This window comes from Nocardioides sp. LS1 (assembly GCF_003865225.1).
GTDB lineage: Bacteria > Actinomycetota > Actinomycetes > Propionibacteriales > Nocardioidaceae > Nocardioides > Nocardioides ginsengisegetis.
Genome location: NZ_BIFF01000006.1, coordinates 32,681 through 57,630, shown reverse-complemented (window position 1 = coordinate 57,630; position 24,950 = coordinate 32,681). Strand labels below are relative to the sequence as shown.

The 24,950-nt window shown below is 72.6% G+C and carries 20 protein-coding genes; 17 read left to right on the top strand and 3 right to left on the bottom strand.

Translation table 11 applies throughout. From position 1 onward, the window contains the following. Positions 1 to 7: 7 nt before the first annotated feature. Positions 8 to 337 carry an MGMT family protein gene (locus EJF31_RS17800; protein ID WP_260430942.1) on the top strand — a complete coding sequence of 110 codons (330 nt, stop codon included), beginning with the start codon at positions 8 to 10 and terminating at the stop codon, positions 335 to 337. Here the strand turns inward: EJF31_RS17800 and EJF31_RS17795 are convergent. From EJF31_RS17795 to EJF31_RS22175, 3 genes are read right to left on the bottom strand one after another with little or no spacing between them, the layout of a single operon-like run. Next, the gene (locus EJF31_RS17795; RefSeq protein WP_125038522.1) at positions 300 to 1,712 is read right to left on the bottom strand and encodes a DUF1116 domain-containing protein; all 1,413 of its coding nucleotides are present in this window, start codon (positions 1,710 to 1,712) and stop codon (positions 300 to 302) included. The genes EJF31_RS17800 and EJF31_RS17795 overlap by 38 nt on opposite strands. Then, positions 1,709 to 3,154 (bottom strand): FdrA family protein, encoded by a 1,446-nt coding sequence (locus EJF31_RS17790; RefSeq protein WP_125038521.1) that lies wholly within the window; start codon positions 3,152 to 3,154, stop codon positions 1,709 to 1,711. The genes EJF31_RS17795 and EJF31_RS17790 overlap by 4 nt, the downstream gene beginning before the upstream one ends. Further along, a complete protein-coding gene (locus EJF31_RS22175; RefSeq protein WP_221767650.1) occupies positions 3,151 to 3,954 on the bottom strand; it encodes a DUF2877 domain-containing protein in 804 nt (267 codons plus the stop codon). The genes EJF31_RS17790 and EJF31_RS22175 overlap by 4 nt, the downstream gene beginning before the upstream one ends. A 75-nt stretch (positions 3,955 to 4,029) precedes the next feature. On the opposite strand from EJF31_RS22175, the gene EJF31_RS17775 reads away from it, so the two are divergent. From EJF31_RS17775 to EJF31_RS17700, 16 genes are all read left to right on the top strand, one after another. Beyond that, entirely contained in the window at positions 4,030 to 5,313 is a 1,284-nt protein-coding gene (locus tag EJF31_RS17775) for a CdaR family transcriptional regulator (protein WP_125038520.1), read from the top strand. 178 nt (positions 5,314 to 5,491) lie between these two features. After that, positions 5,492 to 6,880, top strand: a complete 1,389-nt coding sequence (locus tag EJF31_RS17770; RefSeq protein WP_125038890.1) for a uracil-xanthine permease family protein — start codon at positions 5,492 to 5,494, stop codon at positions 6,878 to 6,880. 27 nt (positions 6,881 to 6,907) lie between these two features. Beyond that, positions 6,908 to 7,735: a xanthine dehydrogenase family protein subunit M gene (locus EJF31_RS17765; RefSeq protein WP_125038519.1), complete on the top strand. Its 828-nt coding sequence runs from the start codon at positions 6,908 to 6,910 to the stop codon at positions 7,733 to 7,735. Further along, complete coding sequence (locus tag EJF31_RS17760) at positions 7,732 to 8,241, top strand: (2Fe-2S)-binding protein (RefSeq protein ID WP_125038518.1); 510 nt, start codon at positions 7,732 to 7,734, stop codon at positions 8,239 to 8,241. The genes EJF31_RS17765 and EJF31_RS17760 overlap by 4 nt, the downstream gene beginning before the upstream one ends. Then, complete coding sequence (cutA, locus tag EJF31_RS17755; protein WP_125038517.1) at positions 8,238 to 10,634, top strand: aerobic carbon-monoxide dehydrogenase large subunit; 2,397 nt, start codon at positions 8,238 to 8,240, stop codon at positions 10,632 to 10,634. Before EJF31_RS17760 ends, cutA begins: the two co-directional genes overlap by 4 nt. Further along, on the top strand, positions 10,631 to 11,278 hold the full coding sequence (locus tag EJF31_RS17750; RefSeq protein ID WP_125038516.1) for a carbon monoxide dehydrogenase subunit G: 648 nt from the start codon (positions 10,631 to 10,633) through the stop codon (positions 11,276 to 11,278). Before cutA ends, EJF31_RS17750 begins: the two co-directional genes overlap by 4 nt. Then, a complete protein-coding gene (locus EJF31_RS17745) occupies positions 11,278 to 12,663 on the top strand; it encodes an amidase (protein WP_125038515.1) in 1,386 nt (461 codons plus the stop codon). The genes EJF31_RS17750 and EJF31_RS17745 overlap by 1 nt, the downstream gene beginning before the upstream one ends. Before the next feature lie 23 nt (positions 12,664 to 12,686). Continuing rightward, positions 12,687 to 14,246: a SpoIIE family protein phosphatase gene (locus EJF31_RS17740; protein ID WP_125038514.1), complete on the top strand. Its 1,560-nt coding sequence runs from the start codon at positions 12,687 to 12,689 to the stop codon at positions 14,244 to 14,246. Positions 14,247 to 14,852: 606 nt separating this feature from the next. After that, positions 14,853 to 15,527, top strand: coding sequence for a 1-acyl-sn-glycerol-3-phosphate acyltransferase (locus tag EJF31_RS17735; protein ID WP_260430941.1), 675 nt, complete (start codon positions 14,853 to 14,855; stop codon positions 15,525 to 15,527). Positions 15,528 to 15,615: 88 nt separating this feature from the next. Further along, entirely contained in the window at positions 15,616 to 17,775 is a 2,160-nt protein-coding gene (locus tag EJF31_RS17730; protein ID WP_125038512.1) for a hydantoinase/oxoprolinase family protein, read from the top strand. Next, positions 17,775 to 19,754, top strand: a complete 1,980-nt coding sequence (locus EJF31_RS17725) for a hydantoinase B/oxoprolinase family protein (RefSeq protein ID WP_221767649.1) — start codon at positions 17,775 to 17,777, stop codon at positions 19,752 to 19,754. The genes EJF31_RS17730 and EJF31_RS17725 overlap by 1 nt, the downstream gene beginning before the upstream one ends. Further along, a complete protein-coding gene (locus tag EJF31_RS17720) occupies positions 19,751 to 20,455 on the top strand; it encodes an SDR family oxidoreductase (RefSeq protein WP_125038511.1) in 705 nt (234 codons plus the stop codon). The genes EJF31_RS17725 and EJF31_RS17720 overlap by 4 nt, the downstream gene beginning before the upstream one ends. A 12-nt stretch (positions 20,456 to 20,467) precedes the next feature. Continuing rightward, positions 20,468 to 21,964, top strand: a complete 1,497-nt coding sequence (locus EJF31_RS17715; protein ID WP_125038510.1) for a CoA-acylating methylmalonate-semialdehyde dehydrogenase — start codon at positions 20,468 to 20,470, stop codon at positions 21,962 to 21,964. An 88-nt stretch (positions 21,965 to 22,052) separates the two neighbouring features. Beyond that, the gene (locus tag EJF31_RS17710) at positions 22,053 to 22,763 is read left to right on the top strand and encodes a hypothetical protein (RefSeq protein ID WP_125038509.1); all 711 of its coding nucleotides are present in this window, start codon (positions 22,053 to 22,055) and stop codon (positions 22,761 to 22,763) included. A gap of 104 nt (positions 22,764 to 22,867) precedes the next feature. Continuing rightward, positions 22,868 to 23,803: a carbamate kinase gene (locus EJF31_RS17705; RefSeq protein WP_125038508.1), complete on the top strand. Its 936-nt coding sequence runs from the start codon at positions 22,868 to 22,870 to the stop codon at positions 23,801 to 23,803. Positions 23,804 to 23,828: 25 nt separating this feature from the next. Continuing rightward, a complete protein-coding gene (locus tag EJF31_RS17700; RefSeq protein ID WP_125038507.1) occupies positions 23,829 to 24,923 on the top strand; it encodes a ring-opening amidohydrolase in 1,095 nt (364 codons plus the stop codon). The last annotated feature ends 27 nt before the right edge of the window (positions 24,924 to 24,950 follow it).

Here is a 24,950-nt window from a genome sequence, read left to right as displayed (position 1 = left end):
TTCTCCCGTGTCCGACCGGATCGACCCCGAGCTCTACGCCGAGCACGTCCTCTCCTGCGTCGAGCAGGTTCCGCGCGGCCGGGTCACGACGTACGGCGCCATCGCCGAGGTCGTCGGCGCCCACCTGGGCGGCGGCGGGCCGCGCCAGGTGGGCTCGATCATGGCGTCCTACGGCGGTCCGGTGCCGTGGTGGCGCGTCGTCCGTGCCGACGGCTCGCTGCCGGCCAGCCACCACGACGAGGCGCGGCAGGCCTACCTCGAGGAGGGCACGCCGCTGCGCCCGTCCGGCAGCGTGGACATCAGGAAGGCGTTCTGGCGCCCGCCCGAGATCGGCTGAGCTCGGCCAGGCGGGCCAGGGCCGCCGGGAAGATGTCGGCCGGGGGAGTGACCAGGCCGGCGCCGACCTGCCCGACGCCGGCGACGCGGCCGGCCATGCCGGTGTTGATCTGGGGCAGGATCCCGGTGCGGCAGACGCGGGTCACGTCGATGCCGCTGGGCACGCCCTGGAACTCCAGCACCGGCACGGTCCAGCGGGGGTTCTCACCGAGCGTGATCTCGTGCATCCGCCGGGTCGTGGCCAGCGCGTCGGGGACCGAGCCGCCGACCAGCCGCACGATCGCCGGGGCGGTGGCCATCGCGAAGCCGCCGATGCCGGCGGTCTCGGTGATGGCCGAGTCGCCGATGTCCGGGTTGGCGTCGTCCGGGCCGTAGTCGCCGAGGTAGAGGCCCTCGGCCACCTGCGCCGGACCGGTGAACCACTCGTCGCCGGTGCCGGCGACCTGGATGCCGAAGTCGGTGCCGTTGCGGGCCATCGCGACGACCATCGTGGAGCCCTCGATGCCCCGGGCGGCGTCGAGCGCCAGCTTGCAGGCGGGCATCGCGAGGTTGAGGAAGAAGTGGTCGTTGCCGCCGACGAAGCGCAGCGACTCGGCCACGTCGGCGCTGTCCATGCCGCTGCTGACCATCGCGGGGGCGAGGTCGCGCAGCAGCATCAGGGTCCCGGCGCGGTTGCGGTTGTGGGCCTCGTCGCCCATCTGCAGCATCTGGGTCAGGATGCCGGTCACGTCGACCGGTCCGGTGCCGCGGACCGCGCGCTGGAGCAGCGGCCCGAGCACCTCGCGCATCCAGCGGAGCCGGGTCAGCACCTCGGGGGAGTAGGCGCCGTAGCGCAGCACCTTGCCGAGGCCCTCGTTGAGCGAGCAGTGGGTGCGCCGGCCGGTTGCGGGGTCCTCGAGCACGAACATCCACATGCTCGGGGTCACGACGCCGGCCATCGGGCCGACGGCCGCGTGGTGGTGGCACGGGTCGAGGCTGACGCCGTCGCCGGTCTCGAAGAGGCGTACGGCGTCCTCCGGGTCGTCGACGAGCCCCTCGAGGGCCGCCCCGCCCATGAGCGCGCCGCGGAGCGGGCCGGACGCGCGGGCCCACTCGATCGGCGGGCCGGCGTGCAGGAACTGGCCGCGCTCGAGGCCGAGCACCTCCGAGGCGGGGGCGACGTCGACCAGCATCGCGGAGACGTCGAGCATCGCGGCCAGGGCACGGGCGTTGGCGTCGCGGCGGAGCGGGTCGGCCGCGACCGTGGCGAGGTCGGACTCGGTGCCGGTCATCGGCGGGCGCCAGTCGACGCGCGTCACGTCGACAGCCTGGGCCGCGACGGCGTCGGCGAAGAGGTCGGCGCCGGCCGAGATGACGTGGGTGGGCGTGGTGGTCATGCGGAGGCTCCCTGGCTGGGCTGCACGGACTGGACGAGCTCGATCGCACGGCGGGTCGCACGGGCGTTGGACATGTGCACCTCGGCGCCCGCGCCGACCAGCGCGCGGACCTGCGTCTCGAGGCCCTGCGGGTCGCCGTCGGTGCCGATGACGGCGACGACGAGCGGCTTGTCGATCGCGGCGAGGACCGGCGCCAGGGCGGTGCCCGGGTCGGGCTCGGCGCCGTGGCCGAGGACGACGTCGAGCAGGATCACCGCGGTGTCGGGGTCGGCGGCGGCCTTGGCGAGGTGGTCGAGGCGCAGCGTCGGGTCGATCATCGGGTGGGCGCGCCCGGCGGTGTAGGCGTCGTCGCCGAAGTCCACGAACGTGTGGCCCGCGTCGGTGCCCAGCGCGGCGGCCGCGAGCAGCTTGGCCTCGCTGGCGAGGGTGCCGCCGACGAACAGGCCGCGCAGGAGGGTGCCGCCGGTCGGGGCGGCTGCCTCGCCGCAGACCGGCCAGGTGGGGACCTCGCGGCCCATCCGGGCCAGGACGGCCTCGGCGGCGTCGGTGAGGTCGGGCTGGCCGGCGCCGAGGAGGGCGAAGGACACCGGCGTGGCCAGCGTGTCGGCGTACGCCCGGATCTCGGCGGCGACGTCGGCGGCCGGCGGCTTGGACACCACGACGATCAGCTCGACGGCAGGGTCGGCGTCGAGGCGGCGCATGGCCTCGCGGGTGGCGAGACCACGGACCTCGGAGGACAGGTCGCGCCCGCCGACGCCGAGCGCCGACGTGACTCCCACGCCGGCGTGGTCGAGCAGGGCGAGCAGCTGCTGGCAGCCGGTGCCGGAGGCCGCGACGATGCCGACGGGGCCGGGATCGACGGCGTTGGCGAAGCCGAGGCCGAGGCCACCGACGACGGCCGTGCCGCAGTCGGGTCCCATGACCAGCAGCCCGCGCTCGGCGGCCGTCCGCTTGAGGGCGAGCTCGTCCTCGACGGACACGTTGTCGCTGAAGACCATCACGTCGCGGCCGGCGTCGAGCGCGTCCATCGCCTCGACCAGCGCGCTGGCGCCGGGCACCGAGACCAGGACGAGTGCGTCGGCGGCGTCCCGGGCGGCCGTGGCGGTGGTGCGGTGCGGAGCCACCTCGGCGGTGCTGTCCGAACGGCGGTTGGCGTCGGCCAGCGCCCGGTCGACGCCGGCCAGGGCCGCCTCGAGGGAGCCGCCCTCGGCCAGCCTGATCGCCACGACCATGTCGTTGGCGGTAGCGGTCGGGGGGACCTCGAAGCCCATCTCGGTCAGCACCTCGATGTTGAGGCCGGTCGCCATCGCGACCTGGGCGGCGGCGACGCCGTCGACGCCCTGGACGGCGCGGCTGACCTGCAGCAGGGTGACCGAGTCGGCGTAGGCGCCGCTGCGCAGCTCCACGTGGGTGGTGCTGGCGCTGGTGTCGGGGCGGCTCATGCCGCCACCTCCTTCTGGTGGGTCGAGATCGGGGGACGGGGCAGGCTGGCCAGCGCCAGGCGGGCGCCGTACAGGAGGGCGGCGCCGGAGCTGTGCCCGACGGACTGGAGGACGGCCGCCCGGTCGGCCTCGGCGGGGGTGCCGAGCGCCGCGAGCCACGCCGAGAACTGCGGGAGCACCTCGCCGTGGAGGGCACAGTCGAGCAGCGTCGCGGAGAGCAGGGTGGTGCCGGGCAGGAGTGCGCGGACGGCCTCGTCGACCTCGGGGGTCGGCACGCCGGCGGCCCGGTGGGCGGCCAGCCACCCGCAGAGCAGGTCGTCGCCGGAGGGGGTCAGCCCGTCGCCGCGGCCGACGAGGCGCGCGACGTCGTCGAGCCCGAGCGGGCGCCCGACCAGGCCCAGGGGTGCGACGAGCCCGACCACCGTGGTCGGGGGGATGACCTGGGTGATCGGGCTCGCCGTGGTGCCGGAGGCCCGAGGATCGAGCCGCGGTGCGGAGACACAGAGCACCCGACCGACCACCAGCGGCGTGCCGTCGAGGTGGAGGACCCCCGCTCGAACGTACGCCGAGCGTCCGGCGACCGCTCCGAGATCGGCATTTCTTGACCTGAGCGCGCAGGGCACCGCCGAGGCGGCCGCGGAGACGACCCCGAGGCACCAGCCGTCGAGGTCGACGTAGACGGCGTCACGGCCCCGGTGGACGACCCGGAGGGAGCCGTCGGGGGCGGCCCGCAGCCGGTCCCGGACGCGCGGCGGGGCGCTCACGGGGAGGCTGGCCGGCAGGCCGGGGGAGGGGCTCACCGAGTCGACGCTAGTGGGGAGGATTACCGTTTGCCGATGTGAGGTTGTGCCAACGATCGGCCGGACAGGGTGCACATGTTGATAAGCGGTAGTTCGAGCAACGACCGCGACGCTGCGAGCGCCGCCCTGGCGCGCGTCGACGCCCTCCACACCGGGCTGACCCAGATCGTCCTCGAGGGCGGCAACCTCGACGGGATCGCCGCCGAGGTGGCTCGCGTGCTCGACGTCGGGGTGCTGTTCACCTCCAGCGACGGGCGGGTGCGGGCGCAGGCGATCCGCGAGGACCTGCAGGCCCTCCTCGAGGAGCACCACCTCGTCGACCCCACCGGCCGGATCCGGGTCGAGCGGGTCGGCAACGACGGCGTCCCGATGGGCCCCGGCGAGGTGCTCGGCCTCCGCGTCGCCGCCGGCGGCACCGACCTGGCCCGCCTCGTGTGCGTCCGCTCGACCGAGAAGATCTCCAGCGACGACGTGCACGCCCTCGAGCGCGCCGCCGCCGTGGCCGCCCTCCTGCTCACCCGCGAGGAGGCCGTGACCGCGGTCGAGAACAAGTACCAGGGCGACTTCCTGCGCGACCTGTTCCTGCGCCGGGCCGGCGACGAGCAGTACGTCGCCGAGCACGCCGACACCTTCGGCTGGGACCTGCGTCGGCCGGTCGTGGTCGTGGCGGCCGAGATCGACCCGCCGACGGGTGAGGACGCCGCGGCCTCGCGGGTGCAACGGCGCCAGTGGCAGGAGCGCTTCTCCGCGGCCTGGCGCCAGGTCAGCCGCAACCTCGACACCGGAATCCCGACCGTCGACTTCTCCTCCGAGGTCGTCACGCTCCTGCCGCTGGCGGAGGGGGACGACGACCCGGTCCCCGGCCACGACGTCGTACGCCGTGCGGTGACCGCGGTCTCCGGCGACAAGGGCGGCGGCCGCCGGCCGTTCTCCGTCGGGGTGAGCCGGGTCGCCCACTCGCTCGACGAGCTCCCCGACGCCTACGGCCAGGCCCGTCGGGCCGTCGACGTGGGGCGCCGGGTCAACGGGCCGGCGTCCACGACCTTCTTCGACCAGCTCGGCCTGCACCGCCTCATCGCCCTGGTGCCCGACCACGCCGAGCTGAAGTCCTTCACCAAGGACGTGCTGGGGCCGCTGTCCGAGCAGACCACGGAGGCCGCGGACCTGCGCGAGACCCTGCAGGTCCTGCTCGACACCAACTTCAACGTGGCCGAGGCCGCGCGCCTGCAGTTCTTCCACTACAACACGATGCGCTACCGGGTCTCCAAGCTCGAGCGGCTGCTCGGGCCGCTGTCCACAGACCAGCACCTGCGGCTGGACGTGGCCGTGGCACTGCGGGTCCTGGAGATCACCGGCTGACCACGCCCGCATGACGCGCGCCAGGCCGATCCCGTCTCGTGCCGCGCCGACAACACCTGCCAGCGGCACCGGTGTTCCTTCGGCATCTGTCGCCGTCGAGGGTGTGTCATGGCTCTCATAAGTTGAGGGCCTCGGGGCCACCCCAGCGTTCAGCGAGGAGAAAACGTCAATGTCAACGATGTTCAAGTGGGACGTGGTCGACCCGGCCCCCGGTGAGCCGGTCGGACCGCGTCAGCGGCTCAGCTGGGGCCGCACCGCCGGCCTCGGCGCCCAGCACGTGGTCGCCATGTTCGGTGCCACGTTCGTCTTCCCGTTGGTGATGGGGCTCGACCCCAACCTCGCCATCATGTTCTCGGGCATCTGCACCATCCTGTTCCTGCTGATCTGCAACAACCGGGTGCCGAGCTACCTCGGCACCAGCGCGTCGTTCGTGGCCAGCGTGGCGGCGATCCGCACCTCCAACCCCGCGGGTGACTCCGCGGACGTCACCGGCGCGATCATGGTCGCCGGCATCGTGCTGCTGCTGGTGGGCGTGCTCGTGCACTTCGCCGGCGCCGGCCTGATCCACAAGATCCTGCCGCCGGCCGTGACCGGTGCCGTGGTCATGCTGATCGGCTTCAACCTGGCGCCGGTCGTGGCCCAGATCTACTGGCCCCAGGACCAGTGGGTCGCGCTGCTCACCGCCACGTTCATGGTGTGCGCCGCCGTGCTCTTCCCGGGCTTCTGGTCGCGGATCGCGGTCTTCCTGGCCCTGATCTTCGGCTACCTCGTGTCGTGGCTCTTCGACGGCATCTTCGGCCAGATCACCTCGGTGCTCCCGACCGGTCCCGACGCGGTCTCGCACGACCGCGTCAGCTGGGCCGGCGTCAAGGCCGCCGACTGGATCGGCTTCCCCAGCGGCACCCTGTCCGACGGCGTCTCCGTCGTGCACGGCCCCAGCTTCTCCCTGACCTTCATCCTGCTCGTGCTGCCCGGTGTCATCGCCCTCATCGCGGAGAACACCGGCCACGTCAAGGCGGTCGCGGAGATGACCGGCGAGGACCTCGACCCCTACGTGGGCCGCGCGATCGGTGCCGACGGCCTGGCCACCGCGCTCGCCAGCGCGTTCGGCGGCTCGCCGACCACGACGTACGCCGAGAACATCGGCGTCATGGGTGCCACCAAGGTCTACTCGACCGCTGCCTACTACGTGGCCGCCGCGGTCGCGATCCTGCTCGGCCTGTGCCCCAAGTTCGGCCAGATCGTCAGCGCCACCCCCGGTGGTGTGCTCGGCGGCATCACGGTCGTGCTCTACGGCATGATCGGCCTCGTCGGCGCCAAGATCTGGGTCGAGAACCGGGTCGACTTCGGCAACCCGGTCAACCTCGTGGGTCTCGCCGCGGGCATCATCGCCGGCATCGGCGGCGTCACGCTGAAGTTCACCGACAACTTCTCGCTCAGCGGCATCGCCCTCGGCACGATCCTGGTGATCCTCTACTTCCACCTGGTCAACCGGGGCACGCACGGCACCAACGTGATCACCGTCGGTGACCACCCCGTGCACCAGCCCACCGAACACAAGCACTGACCCGCACCACCAAGCACTGAGGAAGTTGTGAAACCAGCACCGTTCGACTACCACCGCCCGGGGACCCTCGCCGAAGCACTCGAGAGCCTGGCCGGCCGGCCGAACGCCAAGGTGCTGGCCGGAGGCCAGAGCCTGGTCCCGTTGCTGTCGATGCGGCTCGCGGCCCCCGCGATGCTCGTCGACATCAACGGGCTCCCGGGCCTGGCCGACATCACCGTCGACGGGTCGGGCGTGCGCATCGGCGCGCTCGCCCGGCACGCCGACGTCCTCGCCTCGCCCGACGTCCGCCGGGTCCAGCCGCTCGTCCCGCTGGCCCTGGCCAACGTCGCCCACGCGACCATCCGCAACCGCGGCACCACCGTCGGCTCGATCGTGCACGCCGACGCGGCCGCCGAGATGCCCGTCGTGCTGAGCCTGCTCGGCGGCTCGGTCGACGTGGCCTCCGTCCGTGGCACCCGCACCATTCCCGCCGACGAGCTGTACGTCGGCCCGCTGGAGTCCTCGCTCGCCCACGACGAGATCGCCACCTCCGCCTTCTTCCCGGCGCTGGCGCCGGGCGCCGGCGTGGCCTTCGAGGAGATCGCCCGTCGCCACGGCGACTACGCCCTGTGCGGCGTGGCCGCGCTGGTCGACGGCGACTCGGTGCGGGTCGGCTACGTCTCCGTCGCCGACGTCCCGACCGTGGTCGACCTGACCGGCGTCCCGCTCGAGCAGATGGGGGAGGCCGCGCTCGCGCACCTCGACCCCGCCGACGACATCCACGCGACCGCGGCCTACCGCGCCCAGCTGGTCCGCGTGCTCACCACCCGCGTCGTGCGCGCTGCGCAGGAGAACGCGAAGGAGAACCAGTCATGACCGAGCAGCTCCACGACGTACGCCTCGTCATCAACGGCACCACCCACGACGTGCAGGTGCCGGCCCGGCGCCTGCTGTCCGACGCGATCCGGCACGACTGCGGCCTGACCGGCACCCACGTCGGCTGCGAGCACGGCGTCTGCGGCGCGTGCACCGTCCTGGTCGACGGCCGTCCGACCCGGTCCTGCCTGATGTTCGCGGTCTCGGCGGTCGACACCGAGATCACCACCGTCGAGGGGCTCACCGAGGCGGACGGCTCGCTCAGCCCCGTGCAGCAGGCCTTCTCGGACTGCCACGGCCTGCAGTGCGGCTTCTGCACGCCGGGCTTCCTCACCACGATCACCGCCGGGCTGCGCGAGAACCCCACGCCCACGCACGAGGAGTGCCGCGACATGATCGCCGGCAACCTGTGCCGCTGCACCGGCTACCAGAACATCGTCAAGGCCGTCGAGCGCGCCGCCGAGCTGATCACGGCAGGCTCGACCGACGACAGGGACGCGTCGTGACCACCAAGCTGATGGGCCAGGGCGTCAAGCGCGTCGAGGACCAGCGCTTCCTGCGCGGCCACGGCCGCTACGTCGACGACATCGGGGTCGACTCCAGCGAGAAGCTCCTGCACGCCGCTGTCCTGCGCTCGCCCCACGCGCACGCCCGGATCGTCGACATCGACGTCGACGAGGTGCTCGACATCGACGGCGTCCACGCCGTGTGGACCTGGGACGACCTGACCGGTCCGATGGCCGAGCCGCTGCCGCTGCTCATCCCGCACCCGGCGCTCACCCACGGCCGCACGCAGTACGCCCTGGCCCGCGGCGAGGTCAACCACGTCGGCGAGGCGATCGCCTTCGTCGTCGCCGAGGACCGCTATGTCGCCGAGGACGCGGTCGGGCGGATCAAGGTCACCTACGAGCTGCTGCCGCCCGTCGTCGGCATCGACAACGCGCGCGCCGCCACCCGCCTCGTGCACGACGACGTGCCCGGCAACGTCGGCGCGCGGCTCGAGCAGAACGTCGGCGACGCCCCGGCGGCCATCGCGACGGCGCCGCACCGCCTCGAGCTGGACCTCACCATCGAGCGCAGCGCCTGCATGCCCATGGAGGGCCGCGGCACCGTGGCCCGCTGGGACGCCGACATCAACCGGCTCCAGGTGTGGACCTCCACGCAGACCTCGACCGGCGTCCGCGCCGCCGTCGCGGTCAAGCTCGGCCTCGACCTCGGCCAGGTCGACGTGATCACCCCCGACGTGGGCGGCGGCTTCGGGGTCAAGATCAACCACCCGTGGCCCGAGGAGCTGCTCGTCCCGCTGGCGGCGCGCACCCTCGGCCGCACGGTGAAGTTCACCGAGGACCGGCGCGAGCACTTCATCTCCTCGGCGCACGAGCGGGCCCAGACCCACCACATCGAGGTCGGCTTCGACGACGACGGCCGGCTCCTGGGCCTGGACGTCGAGTTCTGGCACGACCACGGCGCCTACACGCCCTACGGCCTGATCGTCCCGATCATCACCTCGACCCAGCTGCTGGGCCCCTACAAGCCGCAGAACTACCGCGTCGTATTCGAGTCGCTCTACACCAACACCGTCATCGTGACGCCCTACCGGGGCGCCGGCCGCCCGCAGGGTTGCTACGCGATGGAGCGGACGATGGACGCCATCGCCGAGTACCTCGGCAAGGACCGCACCGAGGTGCGGTCGGTGAACTTCATCCAGCCCGACGAGTTCCCCTACGACCAGGGGATGATCTTCCAGGACGGCCGCGAGCTGGAGTACGACTCCGGCGACTACCCGGCCTCGCTGGAGAAGATCAAGGCGCTCGTCGGCTGGGACGACTTCCCGGCGTTCAAGGCGGCCATGGCCGCGCAGGGCCGGAAGGTCGGCATCGGCCTGGCCTGCTACGTCGAGGGCACCGGCGTCGGCCCCTACGAGGGCGCGCACGTGCACATCGAGACCTCCGGCAAGGTCAAGGTCGCGACCGGCCTGACCACGCAGGGCCAGGGCCACGCCACCGTCTTCGCCCAGCTCGTCGCCGACGAGCTCGGCTGCCGCTTCGAGGACGTCGAGGTCGTCACCGGCGACACCCGGCGGATGCCCTACGCCGTCGGCACGTTCGCCTCGCGCGCCGCGGTGATGAGCGGGTCCGCGATCCACCTCGCGGCCAAGCGGGCCAAGGAGAAGGTCCTCAAGATCGCCGCCGACGCGCTCGAGGCCGACCCGGCCGACCTGCAGATCGTCGACGGGGTCGTCTCGGTCAAGGGCTCGCCCGGGACGTCGATCGACCTCGGCACCGTGTCGGTGCTGTCCAACCCGCTGCGCTACGCCTTCGACGAGGCGTCCAAGGCGGCCACCCAGTTCTCCGTCGGCGACCCGGGCAAGCCGCCGGTCGCCGAGGACGACGAGCCGGGCCTGGAGGGCAAGGACTTCTACTCGCCCGAGCGGGCGACGTTCGCCTCCGGCATGCACGCCGTCATCGTCGAGACCGACCCGCTGACCGCCGAGATCACGATCCTCAAGTACGCCGTCGTCCACGACTGCGGCCACCTGATCAACCCGATGATCGTCGAGGGCCAGATCCACGGCGGTGTCGCGCAGGGCGTGGGCGGCGCGCTCTACGAGCGGATGGCCTACGACGAGTCCGGGCAGCTGCTCAACGCCTCGTTCATGGACTTCCTGATGCCCTACGTCACCGAGATCCCCGACGGCATCGACATCGACCACCTCGAGACCCCCTCGCCGCTCAACCCGCTCGGCATCAAGGGCGCGGGGGAGGCCGGCGTGATCCCGTCGGCCGCCGTCTTCGCGTCCGCGATCGAGGACGCCGAGGGCTTCCCGATCACCGCGATGCCGATCTCGCCGTCCGAGCTGTTCACCCTCCGCCAGACCCATCTCAAGGACCCCTCATGAAGATCGCCGGCGCCAACACGCTCCCGTTCCCCGTCGCCCAGGTGTGGGACTCGATCCTCGACCCGCGCGTCCTCGTCGCCACGATCCCCGGCTGCGAGCGGCTCGAGACCACCGGCGACCACGCCTACGCCATGACCGTCACCGCCGGCGTGGCCGCGATCAAGGGCACGTACGCCGGCTCCTGCGCGCTGTCGGACCTGCACGAGCACGAGTCGCTCGTCATGCACCTGCAGGGCGCCGGCGCACCGGGCACGATCGACGCGACGGTCGACGTACGCTTCAGCGAGCTCGAGCCGGGCGTCACCCAGATCGCCTACGAGGCGGACGCCGTCGTCGGCGGCATGGTCGGCGGGGTCGGCCAGCGGATGCTGACCAGCGTCTCCAAGCGGATGGCCGGGGAGTTCTTCGGCAACGTCGGCAAGGAGATCGCCTCGCCCGGCGCGACCGTGGCCGCCCCCGTGGAGACCACCACCGCGGCCTCCGGTGCGCCGGTCTTCACCGCGCCCGCGAAGGCCGCCGGTGCCGGGATCTCGGCAGGCTCGATCACCAACAGCGACGACTTCGTGAAGGGCATCGTCGTCGGAGCCGGCCTCGTGCTGCTCGGCGTCGTGGTCGGCGGGATCTTCGGGCGGCGGCGTCCCTGATGGAAACCGTCTCGGTCGACTCGACCGCCCGCGCGATGGTCGCGGCGGTCCGGTCGCGGGAGATCTCCGCGCGCGAGCTGCTCGACCTGCACCTGGCCCGGATCGCCGAGCGCAACCCCGAGCTCAACGCGATCGTCAGCCTCGACGAGGAGCGGGCCCGGGAGGGTGCCGCGGCCGCCGACGCCCACCTGGCCTCGGGCGCCGAGGTCGGGCCGCTGCACGGCCTGCCGTTCGCCTTCAAGGACACCCACGCGGTCGCCGGGTGGCGCACCACCTACGGTTCACCGCTGTACGCCGACCACGTCCCGGACACCGACGAGCTGATCGTCGAGCGGGTCCGGCGCGCGGGCGTGGTCGTGATCGGCAAGACCAACGTGCCGGAGTTCGCGGCCGGGTCGCACACCTTCAACACCGTCTTCGGCACCACCCGCAACCCGGTCGACCCGTCGCGCTCGGCGGGCGGATCCTCGGGCGGCGCCGCATGCGCCCTCGCCGCGGGCATGGTGCCGCTGGCCGACGGCTCCGACATGGGTGGGTCGCTGCGCAACCCCGCGTCCTTCTGCGGCGTCGTCGGGCTGCGGCCCTCGCTCGGCCGGGTGCCGGAGTGGCCGCTCTACAACCAGTTCGAGACCACCTCGGTCGGCGGCCCGATGGCCCGCAACGTCGGGGACCTCGCGCTCCTGCTGTCCGTCCAGGCCGGCCCCGACCCGCGCACCCCACAGGCGCTCGGCCAGCCCGGGTCGACGTTCGCGCCGCCCCTCACGGGCACGCTGGCCGGTCTCCGCGTCGCGCTGTCGGCCGACCTCGGCGGTGCCTTCGACGTCGACGACGCGGTCGCGTCCGTGGTCGCCGGCTCCGCTGCCGTCTTCGCGGCCGGCGGCGCCGTCGTCACCGAGGCCCACCCCGACCTCGCGGTCGCCGACGACACCTTCCGCACCCTGCGCGCCTGGCACCTGCAGGCCAAGCTCGGCCCCCTGCTCCGCGAGCACCCCGACTCCTTCAAGCAGTCGCTCGCCGACAACATCCGGCTGGGGGAGTCCCTGACCGGCGCCGACGTGGCCCGCGCCTACACCCAGCGGACCGCGCTGGCCGAGACGATGCGCCGCTTCTTCGAGCAGTACGACGTCCTGGTGCTGCCCGTCTCGCAGGTGCCGCCGTTCCCGGCCGACCAGGAGTTCCCGCACACCATCAACGGGCGGCCGATGGCGACCTACCTGGACTGGATGCGCTCGGCCTACCTCATCACCGTGACGGGCTGCCCGGCGCTCGCCCTGCCCGCGGGACGGACGCCGGACGGCCTGCCCGTCGGCATCCAGGTCGTGGCGCCGCACGGCCAGGAGCGACGGCTGCTCGAGGTGGCTTCGGCATTCGAGGCCGCGCACTGACCTCGTCCCACTAGATTCGGCGCGTGGACGCCCTCTTCCGTGACGCCGACGCGCTGCTCGACGCCTACGCGGCGGTCGACTGGGCAGCAACTCAGCTCGGTCCGGTGGACGGGTGGAGTCCGGCGCTCCGCGGTGCCGTCGACCTGATGCTCAACACCCCCAACCCGGTGACCCTGATCTGGGGAGCCGAGCTCGTGCTCGTCTACAACGCGGCGTACGCCGAGCTCATCGGCGGCAAGCACCCGGCCGCCCTGGGTCGCCGCTGCGTCGATGTCTTCCCCGAGGCATGGGACGTGATCGGCCCGCTCCTGGAGGGCGTGCTGCTCGGCTCCGGCCGGGTCTTCATGGAGGACAGCTACCTGCCGCTGCACCGCAACGGCTTCCTCGAGGAGTGCTGGTTCAACTACGCCTACTCGCCCGTGCACGCGCCCGACGGGTCGGTCGAGGGCGTCATCGACATCTGCAACGAGGTGACCACGGAGGTCCTGGCGGTGCGCCGCCTCGAGCTCCTGACCCGGTTGGCGAACGCACTGGCCACCGCGGAGAGCGACGACGAGGTGGTCGCCCGGGCTCTCGAGGTGCTCCGGGCGGACCCGGCCGACCTGGTCGAGGTGGAGCTGTGGATGGGAGGGACGGCACCGCCGGACGCCGCGCTCCCGCAGCCTCCCGACGTCTCCACGCAGATCGCCGAGACCGACCAGGGCAGCGTCGCCTGGCTGCGGCTGCCCACGCACGACCGGGTGGCGAAGCAGGCCCGCCTGGTGGCCAGGCTCAGCCCGCAGCTGCGGCCCGACGGAGACTTCCTCGACTTCCTCGGCCTGATCTCGGTGCCGATCGCCCAGGCCCTCGACCGGGTGGCCGCGCGGGCCGGAGAGCGCTCGCTCTCGGAGTCCCTCCAGCGCAGCCTGCTCACCCGGCCGGACACCATCGGCTCGCTGGAGGTGGCGGTGCGCTACCTGCCGGCGAGCGAGGCGATGCAGATCGGGGGAGACTGGTACGACTCCTTCCCGCTGCCCGACGGCGGGCTCTGCGTGGTGGTCGGGGACGTGGCCGGGCACGACCAGCGCGCGGCGGCCGCGATGGCCCAGTTGCGCAACGTGACGCGCGGGCTGGCCTACGCCGGTGCCGCCTCGCCGGCCCAGGTGCTGCACGGCCTGGACCGCGTCATCGACGGACTCGACGTCGACGTGGTGGCCACCGCGGTGCTCGCCACCTTTGCGCCGGCCGAGCAGGGGCACGCGGTCCGGTGGAGCAACGCCGGGCACCCGCCCCCGGTGCTGCTGCGCGCCGACGGCGAGGTCTTGCTGCTCGAGCGCCGGCCCGACGTGCTGCTCGGCCTGACCGCGCGCCCGGTGCGGGAGGAGCACGAGGTGCCGCTCGAGCCCGGTGATGCGCTGGTGCTCTACTCCGACGGCCTCGTCGAACGCCGGGGCGTCGACCTGGAGGACAGCCTCGGCTGGCTCACGGATCGGCTCGCCGGGCAGCAGCACCTCGACCCCGAGTCGCTCTGCGAGCGCCTGCTCGACGGCATCACGCGGGTCGAGGACGACATCGCCCTCCTCGTCGTACGCCGGGGCGCCTGAGCCCGGTCCAGACCGGCTCTCCACAGGTGTGCGCGTGGTCTGTGGAGAATGGGCCATTTCCTGTGGAGAGGAGGCCCCGGGCTGTGGAACCCGTTGTGGAGGATCGGCGCGCGCCGGGATCGCCCGCAGTTTCTCCGCCGAACCGCTTGCGCCCGCCTCCCGGGAGGCATAGAACTCTCCTCACGAGATCCTGCAAGGGAGATCGCGACAGCTCGGAGACGAGGGTCCAGACGGCGGGGCAACCCGCCGCGGTGGCAGGGTGATGATGCCGCCGGGGCCGGAGCCGACGAGCGGTCGACCGGAAGCGTCACCGGACCGGTCACCCAGAAGGGCCCTTGAACCTCATACGTCCAAGGGCCCTTCGCCTATGTCGGGCCCTTTCCTGAGCGGGGCTCCGGGAGGACGATGGAGGCGCGGTCCCTCCGCGTCCGGTCCGGTCGCGATCGATGTCCCGGAGTCGTCGGTCAGCACCAGGAGTCCGGCCGCGCCGGTGGGTGGTCCCGAGCCACCCACCGGACGGGCTCCTGCCCCTGTCTCGACCCGCGTGTCGGCCCACTCCTCGGCGTGCGTGCCATGACACCGGCCGGTAACCGCAAGACTGGTGCCGTGACCGCGACCTACAGCGTCCTGCACTCGATCGTCCCCCCGATCGCCCGGACCGTCTGGCGACCGACGGTGCGCGGGCTGGAGAACGTCCCGACGTCCGGCGGCGTGATCCTGGCCAGTAACCACCTGAGCTTCGTGGACTCCGTGGTGATCCCGTGCGTGGTGCCGCGCAAGGTCGTCTTCCTCGCGAAGTCCGACTACTTCACCGGCACCGGCCTCAAGGGCCTGGCCTCCCGACTGTGGTTCGAGGGCATCGGGATGCTGCCGGTCGACCGCGACGACAGCAAGGCCGCGCTCGCCTCGCTCGACACCGCGCTCGAGGTCCTCGGCCGGGGCGAGGCGTTCGGCATCTATCCCGAGGGCACCCGCTCGCGCGACGGCCGGCTCTACCGCGGCCGCACGGGCGTCGCCCACCTCGCCCTCACCGCCGGTGTCCCGGTCGTGCCGGTCGGCCTGACCGGCACCGAGAAGGTCCAGCCGGTCGGCTCCACCGTGCCCCGGATCGTCCCGATCACGGTGGAGTTCGGCGCCCCGATCCACGTCGCCGGTCGCTTCGACGGGGTGCCCCAGGGCCGCGCCCGCCGCGAGGTGACCGACGAGATCATGACGGCCATCCAGGCCCTGTCGGGCCAGGAGGAGGCGGGGATCTACAACGAGCGGGCGCCCGACGCCTGACTCGCTGGCAGACGTTGCCGACGAACCGCCGGTCCGTCGGCAGATTGTGCCGTGGTCCGGCGATCGACGTACCGATTGAATCGTGCCCATGGCCTCCCCGAACTCCCGCACGATCCGGATCGGCATCGACACCGGCGGCACCTTCACCGACGTGGTCGCCTTCGACGAGGAGTCGGGGGAGCTGGTCACGACCAAGACCCCCTCCACGCCGGGCAACCCCGCCGACGGCTTCCTCGCCGGCATCGACAAGGTGCTCGGCCTGCTCGGCGCCGGTCCGGACACCATCGACGCGGTCAGCCACGGCACGACCGTCGCGACCAACCAGCTCCTCGAGGGGAAGGTGGACCGCCTCGGGTTCATCACCACCGAGGGCTACGAGGCGATGCTCGAGATCGCCCGCCAGTCGGTGCCCGACGGCTACGGCAACTCCTACTTCTGGGTGAAGCCCGACCGCATCGTGCCCCGTGACCTCGTCAAGGGCGTCGGCGGCCGGCTCGACTTCACCGGTGCGGAGGTGCGGCCCTTCGACGAGGAGTCGGCCCGCACGGCCGCGCGCTGGTTCCGCGCCCAGGGCATCAACACCCTCGGCGTCTGCTTCCTGCACGCCTACGCCAACCCCGAGCACGAGGAGCGGATGCGCGCCGTGCTCGCCGAGGAGCACCCCGACGCGGTGGTCTCGCTGTCCAGCGAGGTGCTGCGCGAGTACCGCGAGTACGAGCGGGCCATGACCACGCTCGTCGACGCCGCGGTCAAGCCCCGGCTCTCGGCGTACGTCACCAACATCAAGAGTCGCCTCGAGGCGCTCGACGACCGGACCATCCCGTTCTACGTGATGAAGTCCAACGGCGGCGTGCTGTCGGCCGATGAGGTCGTCCACCAGCCCATCACCACGGTGCTGTCCGGCCCGGCCGCCGGTGCGCTCGGCGCCGCGCTGATCGCCAAGGTCGCCGGCTTCGACAAGGTGCTGACCTCCGACGGCGGCGGTACGTCGACCGACGTGTCGGTCGTCATCGACGGCGAGCCGACGCTGACCACCGAGGGCTCGGTCGGTGCCTTCCCGTCCAAGATCCCGATGATCGACGTGGTGACCGTCGGTGCCGGCGGCGGCTCGATCGCCTGGCTCTCGCCCGAGGGCACCCTCAAGGTCGGCCCCCAGTCGGCCGGCGCCGACCCCGGCCCGCTCTGCTACGGCAAGGGCGGCCTGGACGTCACCATCACCGACGCCCACGTCTTCCTCGGCCGGATCCCCCCGCACCTGCTCGGCGGGGAGATCCCGCTCGACGTGGACGCGGCCCGCGAGGGCATCCAGAAGCTGGCCGAGCAGCTCGGCCTGACCCCGGAGGCCTGCGCCACCGGCATCCTGGAGATCTCCGCCTGGAACCAGGCCAACGCGCTGCGCCAGGTCACCGTCAAGCGCGGGCTCGACGTCCGCGACTTCACGCTCACCACCTTCGGCGGGTCCGGCTCGCTGCTGCTGTGCCGCCTCGTCGACGTGCTCGGCCTGCCCGCCGTGCTGGTCCCGCCCAACCCGGGCAACGTCTCGGCCTTCGGCCTGCTGACCGTCGACGTGAAGAACGACTACGTGCAGACGCACGTCTCGCTGGCCGACCACCTCGACCCCGCGTCGGTGGCCACGATCCTCGACGGGCTCACCGCCCAGGCGGCCTCCGCCCTGACCAAGGAGGGCTTCGCCGAGGGCGAGCACTCCTTCGTCCGCACCGCCGACGTGCGCTACTTCGGCCAGGCCTTCGAGGTGCGGGTGGGCGTGCCCGACGGCCCGATCGACGCCGTCGTCCTCGACGAGGTGGCCGCCCGCTTCCACGCCGAGCACAAGGCGCTCTACGGCTACGACTTCGCCGGCGACCCCACCCAGCAGGTCGAGTGGGTCAACCTCCGCGTCTCGGGCATCGGCCCGATCCAGCGGCCCGAGATCAAGCGCCACGCGGTCTCGGCAGGCTCGACCACCGAAGCAACGGGCTCGACCACCGAAGCAACGGGCTCGTCCACCGGAGCAGCGACCGAGAAGGGCCGCCGCCAGGTCTGCTTCGACGCCGCCGAGGGGTACGTCGACACGCCGGTCCTGTGGCGCCCCGACCTCGGCCCCGGCACCGTCGTGACCGGTCCGGCGATCATCGAGGAGTTCGGCTCCACGGTGCCGCTGCACCCGGGCTTCACCGCCCGCATCGACGAGTTCCTCAACATCATCGTCACCCGCGTCGACACCGCCGCCACGAAGGAGAACAACTGATGTGCACCAGCTCCGCCGTGACCGGGTTCGCCGCCCCCGCCGACACGGGCAGTGGTGAGAGCCGCCGCGCTCCCACGCAGTTCCCCTTCGGCCACCTGACCGCCGACGCGGGTGCGAGCGCCGACCCGGTGCTCGTCGAGATCGTCCAGGGCTCCCTGGCCTCGGTCGAGATGGAGGTCGAGACCGCCATCGGACGCACCAGCCGCAGCCCGATGATTCGCGACGCCCACGACTTCCGTGCCGGCATCCACGACCGGCTGCTGCGCAAGCTGACCGGCCGCTCCTACTCCGCGCTCGTGCACCCGATCGCGCGGGACTTCCCGATCGAGGAGATGCGCGAGGGCGACGTCTTCTTCCACAACGACGTCTACCGCTCCGAGGGCGGCATCGGGCACCTGCCCGACCTGTGCGTCACCGTGCCGGTGTTCGCGGGCGCGGAGGGCGAGCGCCGGGTCGTCGCGTTCGTCCAGGCCTTCGGCCACCACGACGACATCGGCGGCGCCGTGCCCGGCTCGATGCCCTCCAACGCCACCAGCGTCTTCGAGGAGGGCCTGATGGTCCCCCCGATCCGGCTCTGGGACGCCGGCGTGCCCAACCGGGCCGCGCTGAGCATCATGACCCGCAACTCCCGGATGCCCGAGTCGCTCTCCGCCGACCTCGACGCCGAGTGCTCCGCCTGCCTCATGGGCGCGCGTCGCCTCGGCGAGCTGTTCGACCGCTACGGCATCGAGACGGTCGAGTCCTGCTTCGACGCGATCATCGACCGGACCACCACGACGTACCGTCGCGAGATCCTCAGCAAGATCCCGGTCGGCAGCTGGGTGTGGGAGGACTACGCCGAGCACGACGGTGTCGACGAGCCGATGCTGCACACGCAGCGGATCACGCTGACCCGTACGGCGGCCGAGGACCCGGAGGGGGAGCGGCTGATCCTCGACTTCGGCGGCACCTCGCCCCAGGCCAAGGGCCCGATCAACCACTGCGGCGACTACAGCGACGGCGTCTTCCTCAAGAAGTGGCTGGCGCCGATCCTGCGCAACCTCGCCGACACCCCCGAGCGGATGGCCGAGCTCGACGTCAACGAGGGCATCGTGCCGCTCATCGAGATGCGCTTCCCACCGCCGGGCACGCTGCTCACGCCGGTCTTCCCAGCGCCGACCAACGCCCGCACGTTCGTGATCCTGCGGCTGCTCGGCGTGCTCGCGGGTGTGGTCGCCAAGGCGGTGGACGGCAAGATGCCGGCCGACCAGGAGACCATCCGCTACACCGGCGTCTACGGCGACGACCTCGAGGGCCGTCCCTACCTCATGCGCGAGGTCCTCGGCGGCGGCTCGGGCGGCCGTTACTACGCCGACGGCGAGGACACGATCCACGTCGTGCCGGACTCGCGGAACCTCCCCAGCGAGTTCACCGAGGCCCGCTTCCCGTTCCGCGTCGAGTCCCTCGGCCTGGCCATGGACTCCGGCGGCGCCGGCCAGTTCCGCGGCGGACTGGGCTACGAGAAGCAGATCCGGATGCTCAAGGACGCGCACTTCATGTCCATCGCGGACCGCTCGATCCTGGCCTGCTGGGGCGTCAAGGGCGGCCTGGCGGGCAAGCCGTTCCAGGTCACCGTCGACCCCGGCGGCCCGAACGAGCGCGAGGTCGACGCCCTCGCCGACGCCGAGCCGATCAAGGCCGGCGAGCTGGTCCGGATCCGCACCACCGGTGGCGGCGGCTGGGGCAACCCGCTCGACCGCGACCCGGCCCTCGTGGTCCGCGACGTCGTGTGGCGCAAGGTGTCGGCCGAGGCCGCGCTCGCCGACTACGGCGTGGTCCTCACGGGATCGCTCGACGACGACTCGCTGGCCCACGACGAGGCCGCCACCGCGGCCGAGCGGGCCGGCCGTCCCGAGGCGAGCGAGGCCTTCTTCGACCGCGGTCCGGGCTACGCCCACCTGGCCGGCGGTGCAGCGTTCGCCCAGGTCGACCTGGTGTGAGCACCCGCGTAGCGGTCGTCGGTGGGCACGGCAAGACCGGCCGTGCCGTGGCGACCGCGCTCGGGGCTCGGGGCGTCGACGTCGTCGTCACGGGCCGGGCCGAGTGGGAGAACCTGACGGCCGCGCTCGTGGGGTGCGCTGCGGTCTACGTGATCGCGCCCAACCTGGACGTCGACGAGCCCGGCTACGTCGCGCACGTCCTCGAGGCGGCCCGCAAGGCCGAGGTCGGCCGGGTCGTCTACCACTCGGTCGCCTCGCCGCACCTGCCTGCGCTGCCGCACCACCTCGACAAGGCCGAGTCCGAGGACCTGGTCCGGCGCTCGGGGCTGCCCTGGACGATCCTCCAGCCGGGGCCCTACCTGCAGAACCTCGACCTCACCACCACCGTCCGGCTCCCGTACGACGCCCACGCGACGTTCGGGTTCGCCGACCTGGCCGACGTCGGGGCCGCCGCCGCGGTCGTGATGCTCGAGAGCGGCCACGCGGGAGCGACGTACGAGCTGGCGTCGCGGGTCGCCACGGTGGCCGAGCTCGCCGCCGAGGCCGGTGTCGACGTCGTCGTGGAGCGGCCGACCGGCCGCCCGGGCAGCCGCGAGGAGGCCCTCCTGCGGGCGATGTTCGACTACTACGACCAGCACGGTCTCCCCGTCGGCACGCTGCCGTTGCGGGCCCTGCTGGCGCGCGGGCCGCTCGAGGAGTAGGAGAGTGGGGTCATGAGGACCATCGACCACTGGATCACCGGACGCCCCGCCACGGGGGAGTCCACCCGCACCTCGCCCGTCTTCGACCCCGCCACCGGCCAGCAGCAGGCCGAGGTCCGCCTCGGCAGCACCGCCGACGTCGGCGCCGCCGTGGCCGCGGCGAAGGCGGCGTTCCCGGACTGGTCGCAGACCTCGCTCAGCGCCCGCGCCAAGGTCCTGTTCGCCTTCCGCCAGCTCGTGCACGCGCACGCCGACGAGCTCGCCGCACTGATCACCGCCGAGCACGGCAAGGTCCTCTCCGACGCCGTGGGCGAGGTCCAGCGCGGGCTGGAGGTCGTCGAGTTCGCGTGCGGGATCCCGCAGCTGCTCAAGGGGGAGTACTCCGACCAGGTCTCGGCCGGCGTCGACAGCTACTCCTGGCGCGAGCCGCTCGGCGTGGTCGCCGGCATCACGCCGTTCAACTTCCCGGCGATGGTGCCGATGTGGATGTTCCCGGTGGCGATCGCCTGCGGCAACACCTTCGTCCTCAAGCCCAGCGAGCGCGACCCCTCGGTCTCCCTGCGCCTCGCCGAGCTGTGGCGCGAGGCCGGCCTGCCCGACGGCGCCTTCAACGTGGTGCACGGCGACAAGGAGGCCGTCGACGCGCTCCTGGACTCACCCGACGTCGCGGCCGTCTCCTTCGTCGGGTCCACACCGATCGCCCGCTACATCCACGAGCGCGCGACGGCGACCGGCAAGCGCGTGCAGGCCCTCGGTGGCGCGAAGAACCACGCGATCGTGCTGCCCGACGCCGACCTCGACTTCGCCGCCGACCACCTCTCGGCCGCCGCCTTCGGCTCCGCCGGCGAGCGCTGCATGGCGGTCTCGGCCGCGGTCGCCGTCGGCGCCTCGGCCGACCGGCTCGTCGAGGCCCTGGGGGAGCGGGCCCGCGCGGTCGCGGTCGGTCCCGGCAGCGACTCCACCAGCGAGATGGGCCCGGTCATCACGCGCGACGCCCAGCAGCGGATCCTCGGGCTGATCGACGCCGGCGAGGCCGAGGGCGCGCGGGTCGCGGTCGACGGGCGCGGGTACGTCGTGCCCGGCCACGAGGACGGCTTCTTCGTCGGCCCGACGGTCCTCGACGGCGTCACCACCGGGATGGACGTCTACCGCCAGGAGATCTTCGGCCCGGTCCTGTCCGTGCTGCGCTGCCGCGACGTCGACGAGGCGATCGCGATGGTCAACGCCAACCCCTACGGCAACGGCACCGCGGTCTTCACCAACAGCGGCGAGGCGGCCCGCCGGTTCCAGCGGGGCGTCCACGTCGGGATGATCGGTATCAACGTGCCGGTGCCGGTCCCGATGGCGTTCCACTCCTTCGGCGGCTGGAAGGACTCGCTGTTCGGCGACACCCACGTGCACGGCCCCGAGGGCGTCCGGTTCTACACGCGGGCCAAGGTCGTCACGGCCCGCTGGCCCGCCACGAGCGCGGCCAGCGACGCGAGCTTCCACTTCCCGACATCGCGCTGACGGCCGGGTCGGGACCGGGTCCTTGTCCCGGGCCGCGCTGCGACGCACCATGGAGGATGGGTGGGGAGCCCGTCGAAAGGTGAGGCCCATGGACACGCTCGATGTCCTGCGGAGTTCGGTCCTGCACACCCACGAGTCGCTCGCGCAGCGCTACGACGAGGCCAGCGCGATGCTGTCCACGCCGGGGCAGCCACGCAAGGGGCTCGAACCCATCGACACGTTCCTGTCGATCGCCAGCAAGCACCTCAGCGCCGTCGATGCGGTGCTGCTCGCCCAGGTGCGCAAGCACGTGCCCCAGGGCGCCCAGCTCGTCCACGACTACCTCCACGCCGCCCGGGAGCTCGAGCTGGCGCTGGCGCACGTGAAGGCGCGGGAGTACGGCTCGGTCTTCCAGGCCGGCCGGGCCTGGTCGTCGGTCTGGGGCGACGTCGAGCACGCGCTCGCCGAGCACCGGCACCACGAGTTCGTGCTCGTGGAGATGCTCGCCGCCCACCTGACCCGGGCCGAGCTCGACGAGCTCGCCGAGCGGCTCCACCAGGCGGAGAAGGGCGCCCCGAGCCGGCCGCACCCCTATGCGCCGCACACGGGCCTCTCCGGCCGCCTGGCCCGGCGGGTCCTGCACGCCGCCGACTCGTTCTGGGACGCCGCCGAGGGTCGGATGGTCCCCGAGCCCGAGCGGCCGCCCCACAAGGACCCCGGCCTGTTCGCGCAGTACCTCCTCGCCGACCCGCGCTTCGACGAGGAGGAGGTCGCCCGGCAGCGCCTGGAGGCCCGAGAGCGTCGCGCCCGCCCGGCGTAGGAGCCGGACCGGCCGGCACGTTGGCAACACCTGCCATGGGACTGCCCCTGTGTTGGCCGTAGTTGCTGGTGTCCGGGGGCGTCCCGGGGCCTAGGTTCGTCTGCATGAAGGTCCTCCTCGCCCTCGGCGGCAACGCCATGACGAATGCCGACGGCCGGGCCCGTCCGGAGGACCAGATCGCGGCCGCGCAGACCGCGATGGCCGCCGTCGCCGACCTGCTCGAGCACGACCACGACGTCGTGATCACCCACGGCAACGGCCCCCAGGTCGGCAACCTGCTCGTCAAGAACGAGCTCGCCGCCAGCGTCGTCCCGCCGGTCCCGCTGGACTGGTGCGGCGCGCAGACGCAGGGCACCCTCGGCTTCGTCCTGATGAACGCGCTCGACCACGCCCTCGCGGTCCGAGACCTCGACCGTCGTACGGCGGCCGTCGTGACGCGGGCCCTCGTGGCCTCCGACGACCCCGGCTTCACCCACCCGACCAAGCCGATCGGCCGGTTCCTCCCGGCCGCTGAAGCGGCCGTGCTCGTCGAGCACGGCGAGACCTGGGAGGACCGCGGCGAGAAGGGCTGGCGCCGGGTCGTCGCCTCGCCCGAGCCGCTCCGCATCGTCGACGCGCCGGCCGTCCAGGCGCTCGTCGCCTCCGGCTTCGTCGTCATCGCCAACGGCGGCGGCGGGATCCCGGTCGTCCAGGCGCCCGACGGCCGCCTGCGCGGCGTCGAGGCCGTCATCGACAAGGACCTCGGCGCGGCCCTGCTCGCGCGCAGCGTCGACGCCGACGTGCTCGTCGTCGCGACCGACGTGCCCCAGGCCGTGCTCCGCTGGGGCACCCCGGACGCCGAGCCCGTCGGCACCGTCACCCTCACGCAGATGCGCAAGCTCGCGGCCGAGGGCCACTTCGCCAGCGGCTCGATGGGCCCCAAGGTCGACGCGGCCTGCCGGTTCGTCGAGCAGGGCGGCACCCGCGCCGTCATCACCAGCCTCGACCACATCGTCGACGCCGTGTCCGGAGACTTCGGCACCGTCGTCGTCAGCGACTGACCGCCCCCACGAAAGGACCCCTCCCATGCCGGACGCCATCGAAGTACGCAAGGTGCCGATCCACTCGGTCGCCGACGCCAGCGAGCTAGCCAAGCTCATCGACGACGGGATCATGGACGCCAGCCGCGTCATCGCGATCATCGGCAAGACCGAGGGCAACGGCGGGGTCAACGACTACACCCGGATTATCGCCGACCGTGCCTTCCGCGAGGTGCTCGTCGAGAAGGGCGCCCCGGCCGACCAGGTCAAGCAGATCCCGATCGTGTGGTCCGGCGGCACCGACGGCGTGATCAGCCCCCACGCCACGATCTTCGCCACGACCGACGCCGAGCCCAGCGACGAGCCGCGCCTCACGGTCGGCTTCGCGATGAGCGAGCAGCTGCTGCCGGAGGAGATCGGCCGCACGCCGATGATCACCAAGGTCGCCGCCGCCGTGAAGGAGGCGATGGCCAAGGCCGGCATCACCGACCCCGCCGACGTGCACTACGTGCAGACCAAGACCCCGCTGCTGACGATCCACACGATCCGCGACGCCAAGTCGCGCGGCAAGTCCGTGTGGACCGAGCACACCCACGAGTCGATGGACCTCTCCAACGGCGTGACCGCGCTCGGCATCGCCGTCGCGCTGGGCGAGATCGAGATGCCCACCGACGCCGACGTCATGCACAACCGCGACCTGTTCTCGGCCGTGGCGTCCTGCTCCTCGGGCGTCGAGCTCGACCAGGCGCAGGTCGTCGTGGTCGGCAACGCCACCGGTGTCGGCGGCCGCTACCGCGTCGGTCACTCGGTCATGAAGGACGCCCTCGACCAGGACGGCATCTGGGACGCCATCCGCTCCGCCGGCCTCGACCTGCCCGAGCGTCCGCGCACCTCGGACCTCGACGGCAAGCTGGTCAACGTCTTCCTCAAGTGCGAGGCGTCGCAGGACGGCACCGTGCGCGGTCGCCGCAACGCGATGCTCGACGACTCCGACGTGCACTGGCACCGCCAGATCAAGGCGACGGTCGGTGGCGTCACCGCCGCCGTCACCGGCGACCCGGCCGTCTTCGTCTCCGTGTCCGCCGCGCACCAGGGCCCCGAGGGTGGGGGCCCGGTCGCGGCCATCGTCGACCTGGGCTGACCCCCCGCTGTCCAGGTTGCGTCAAAA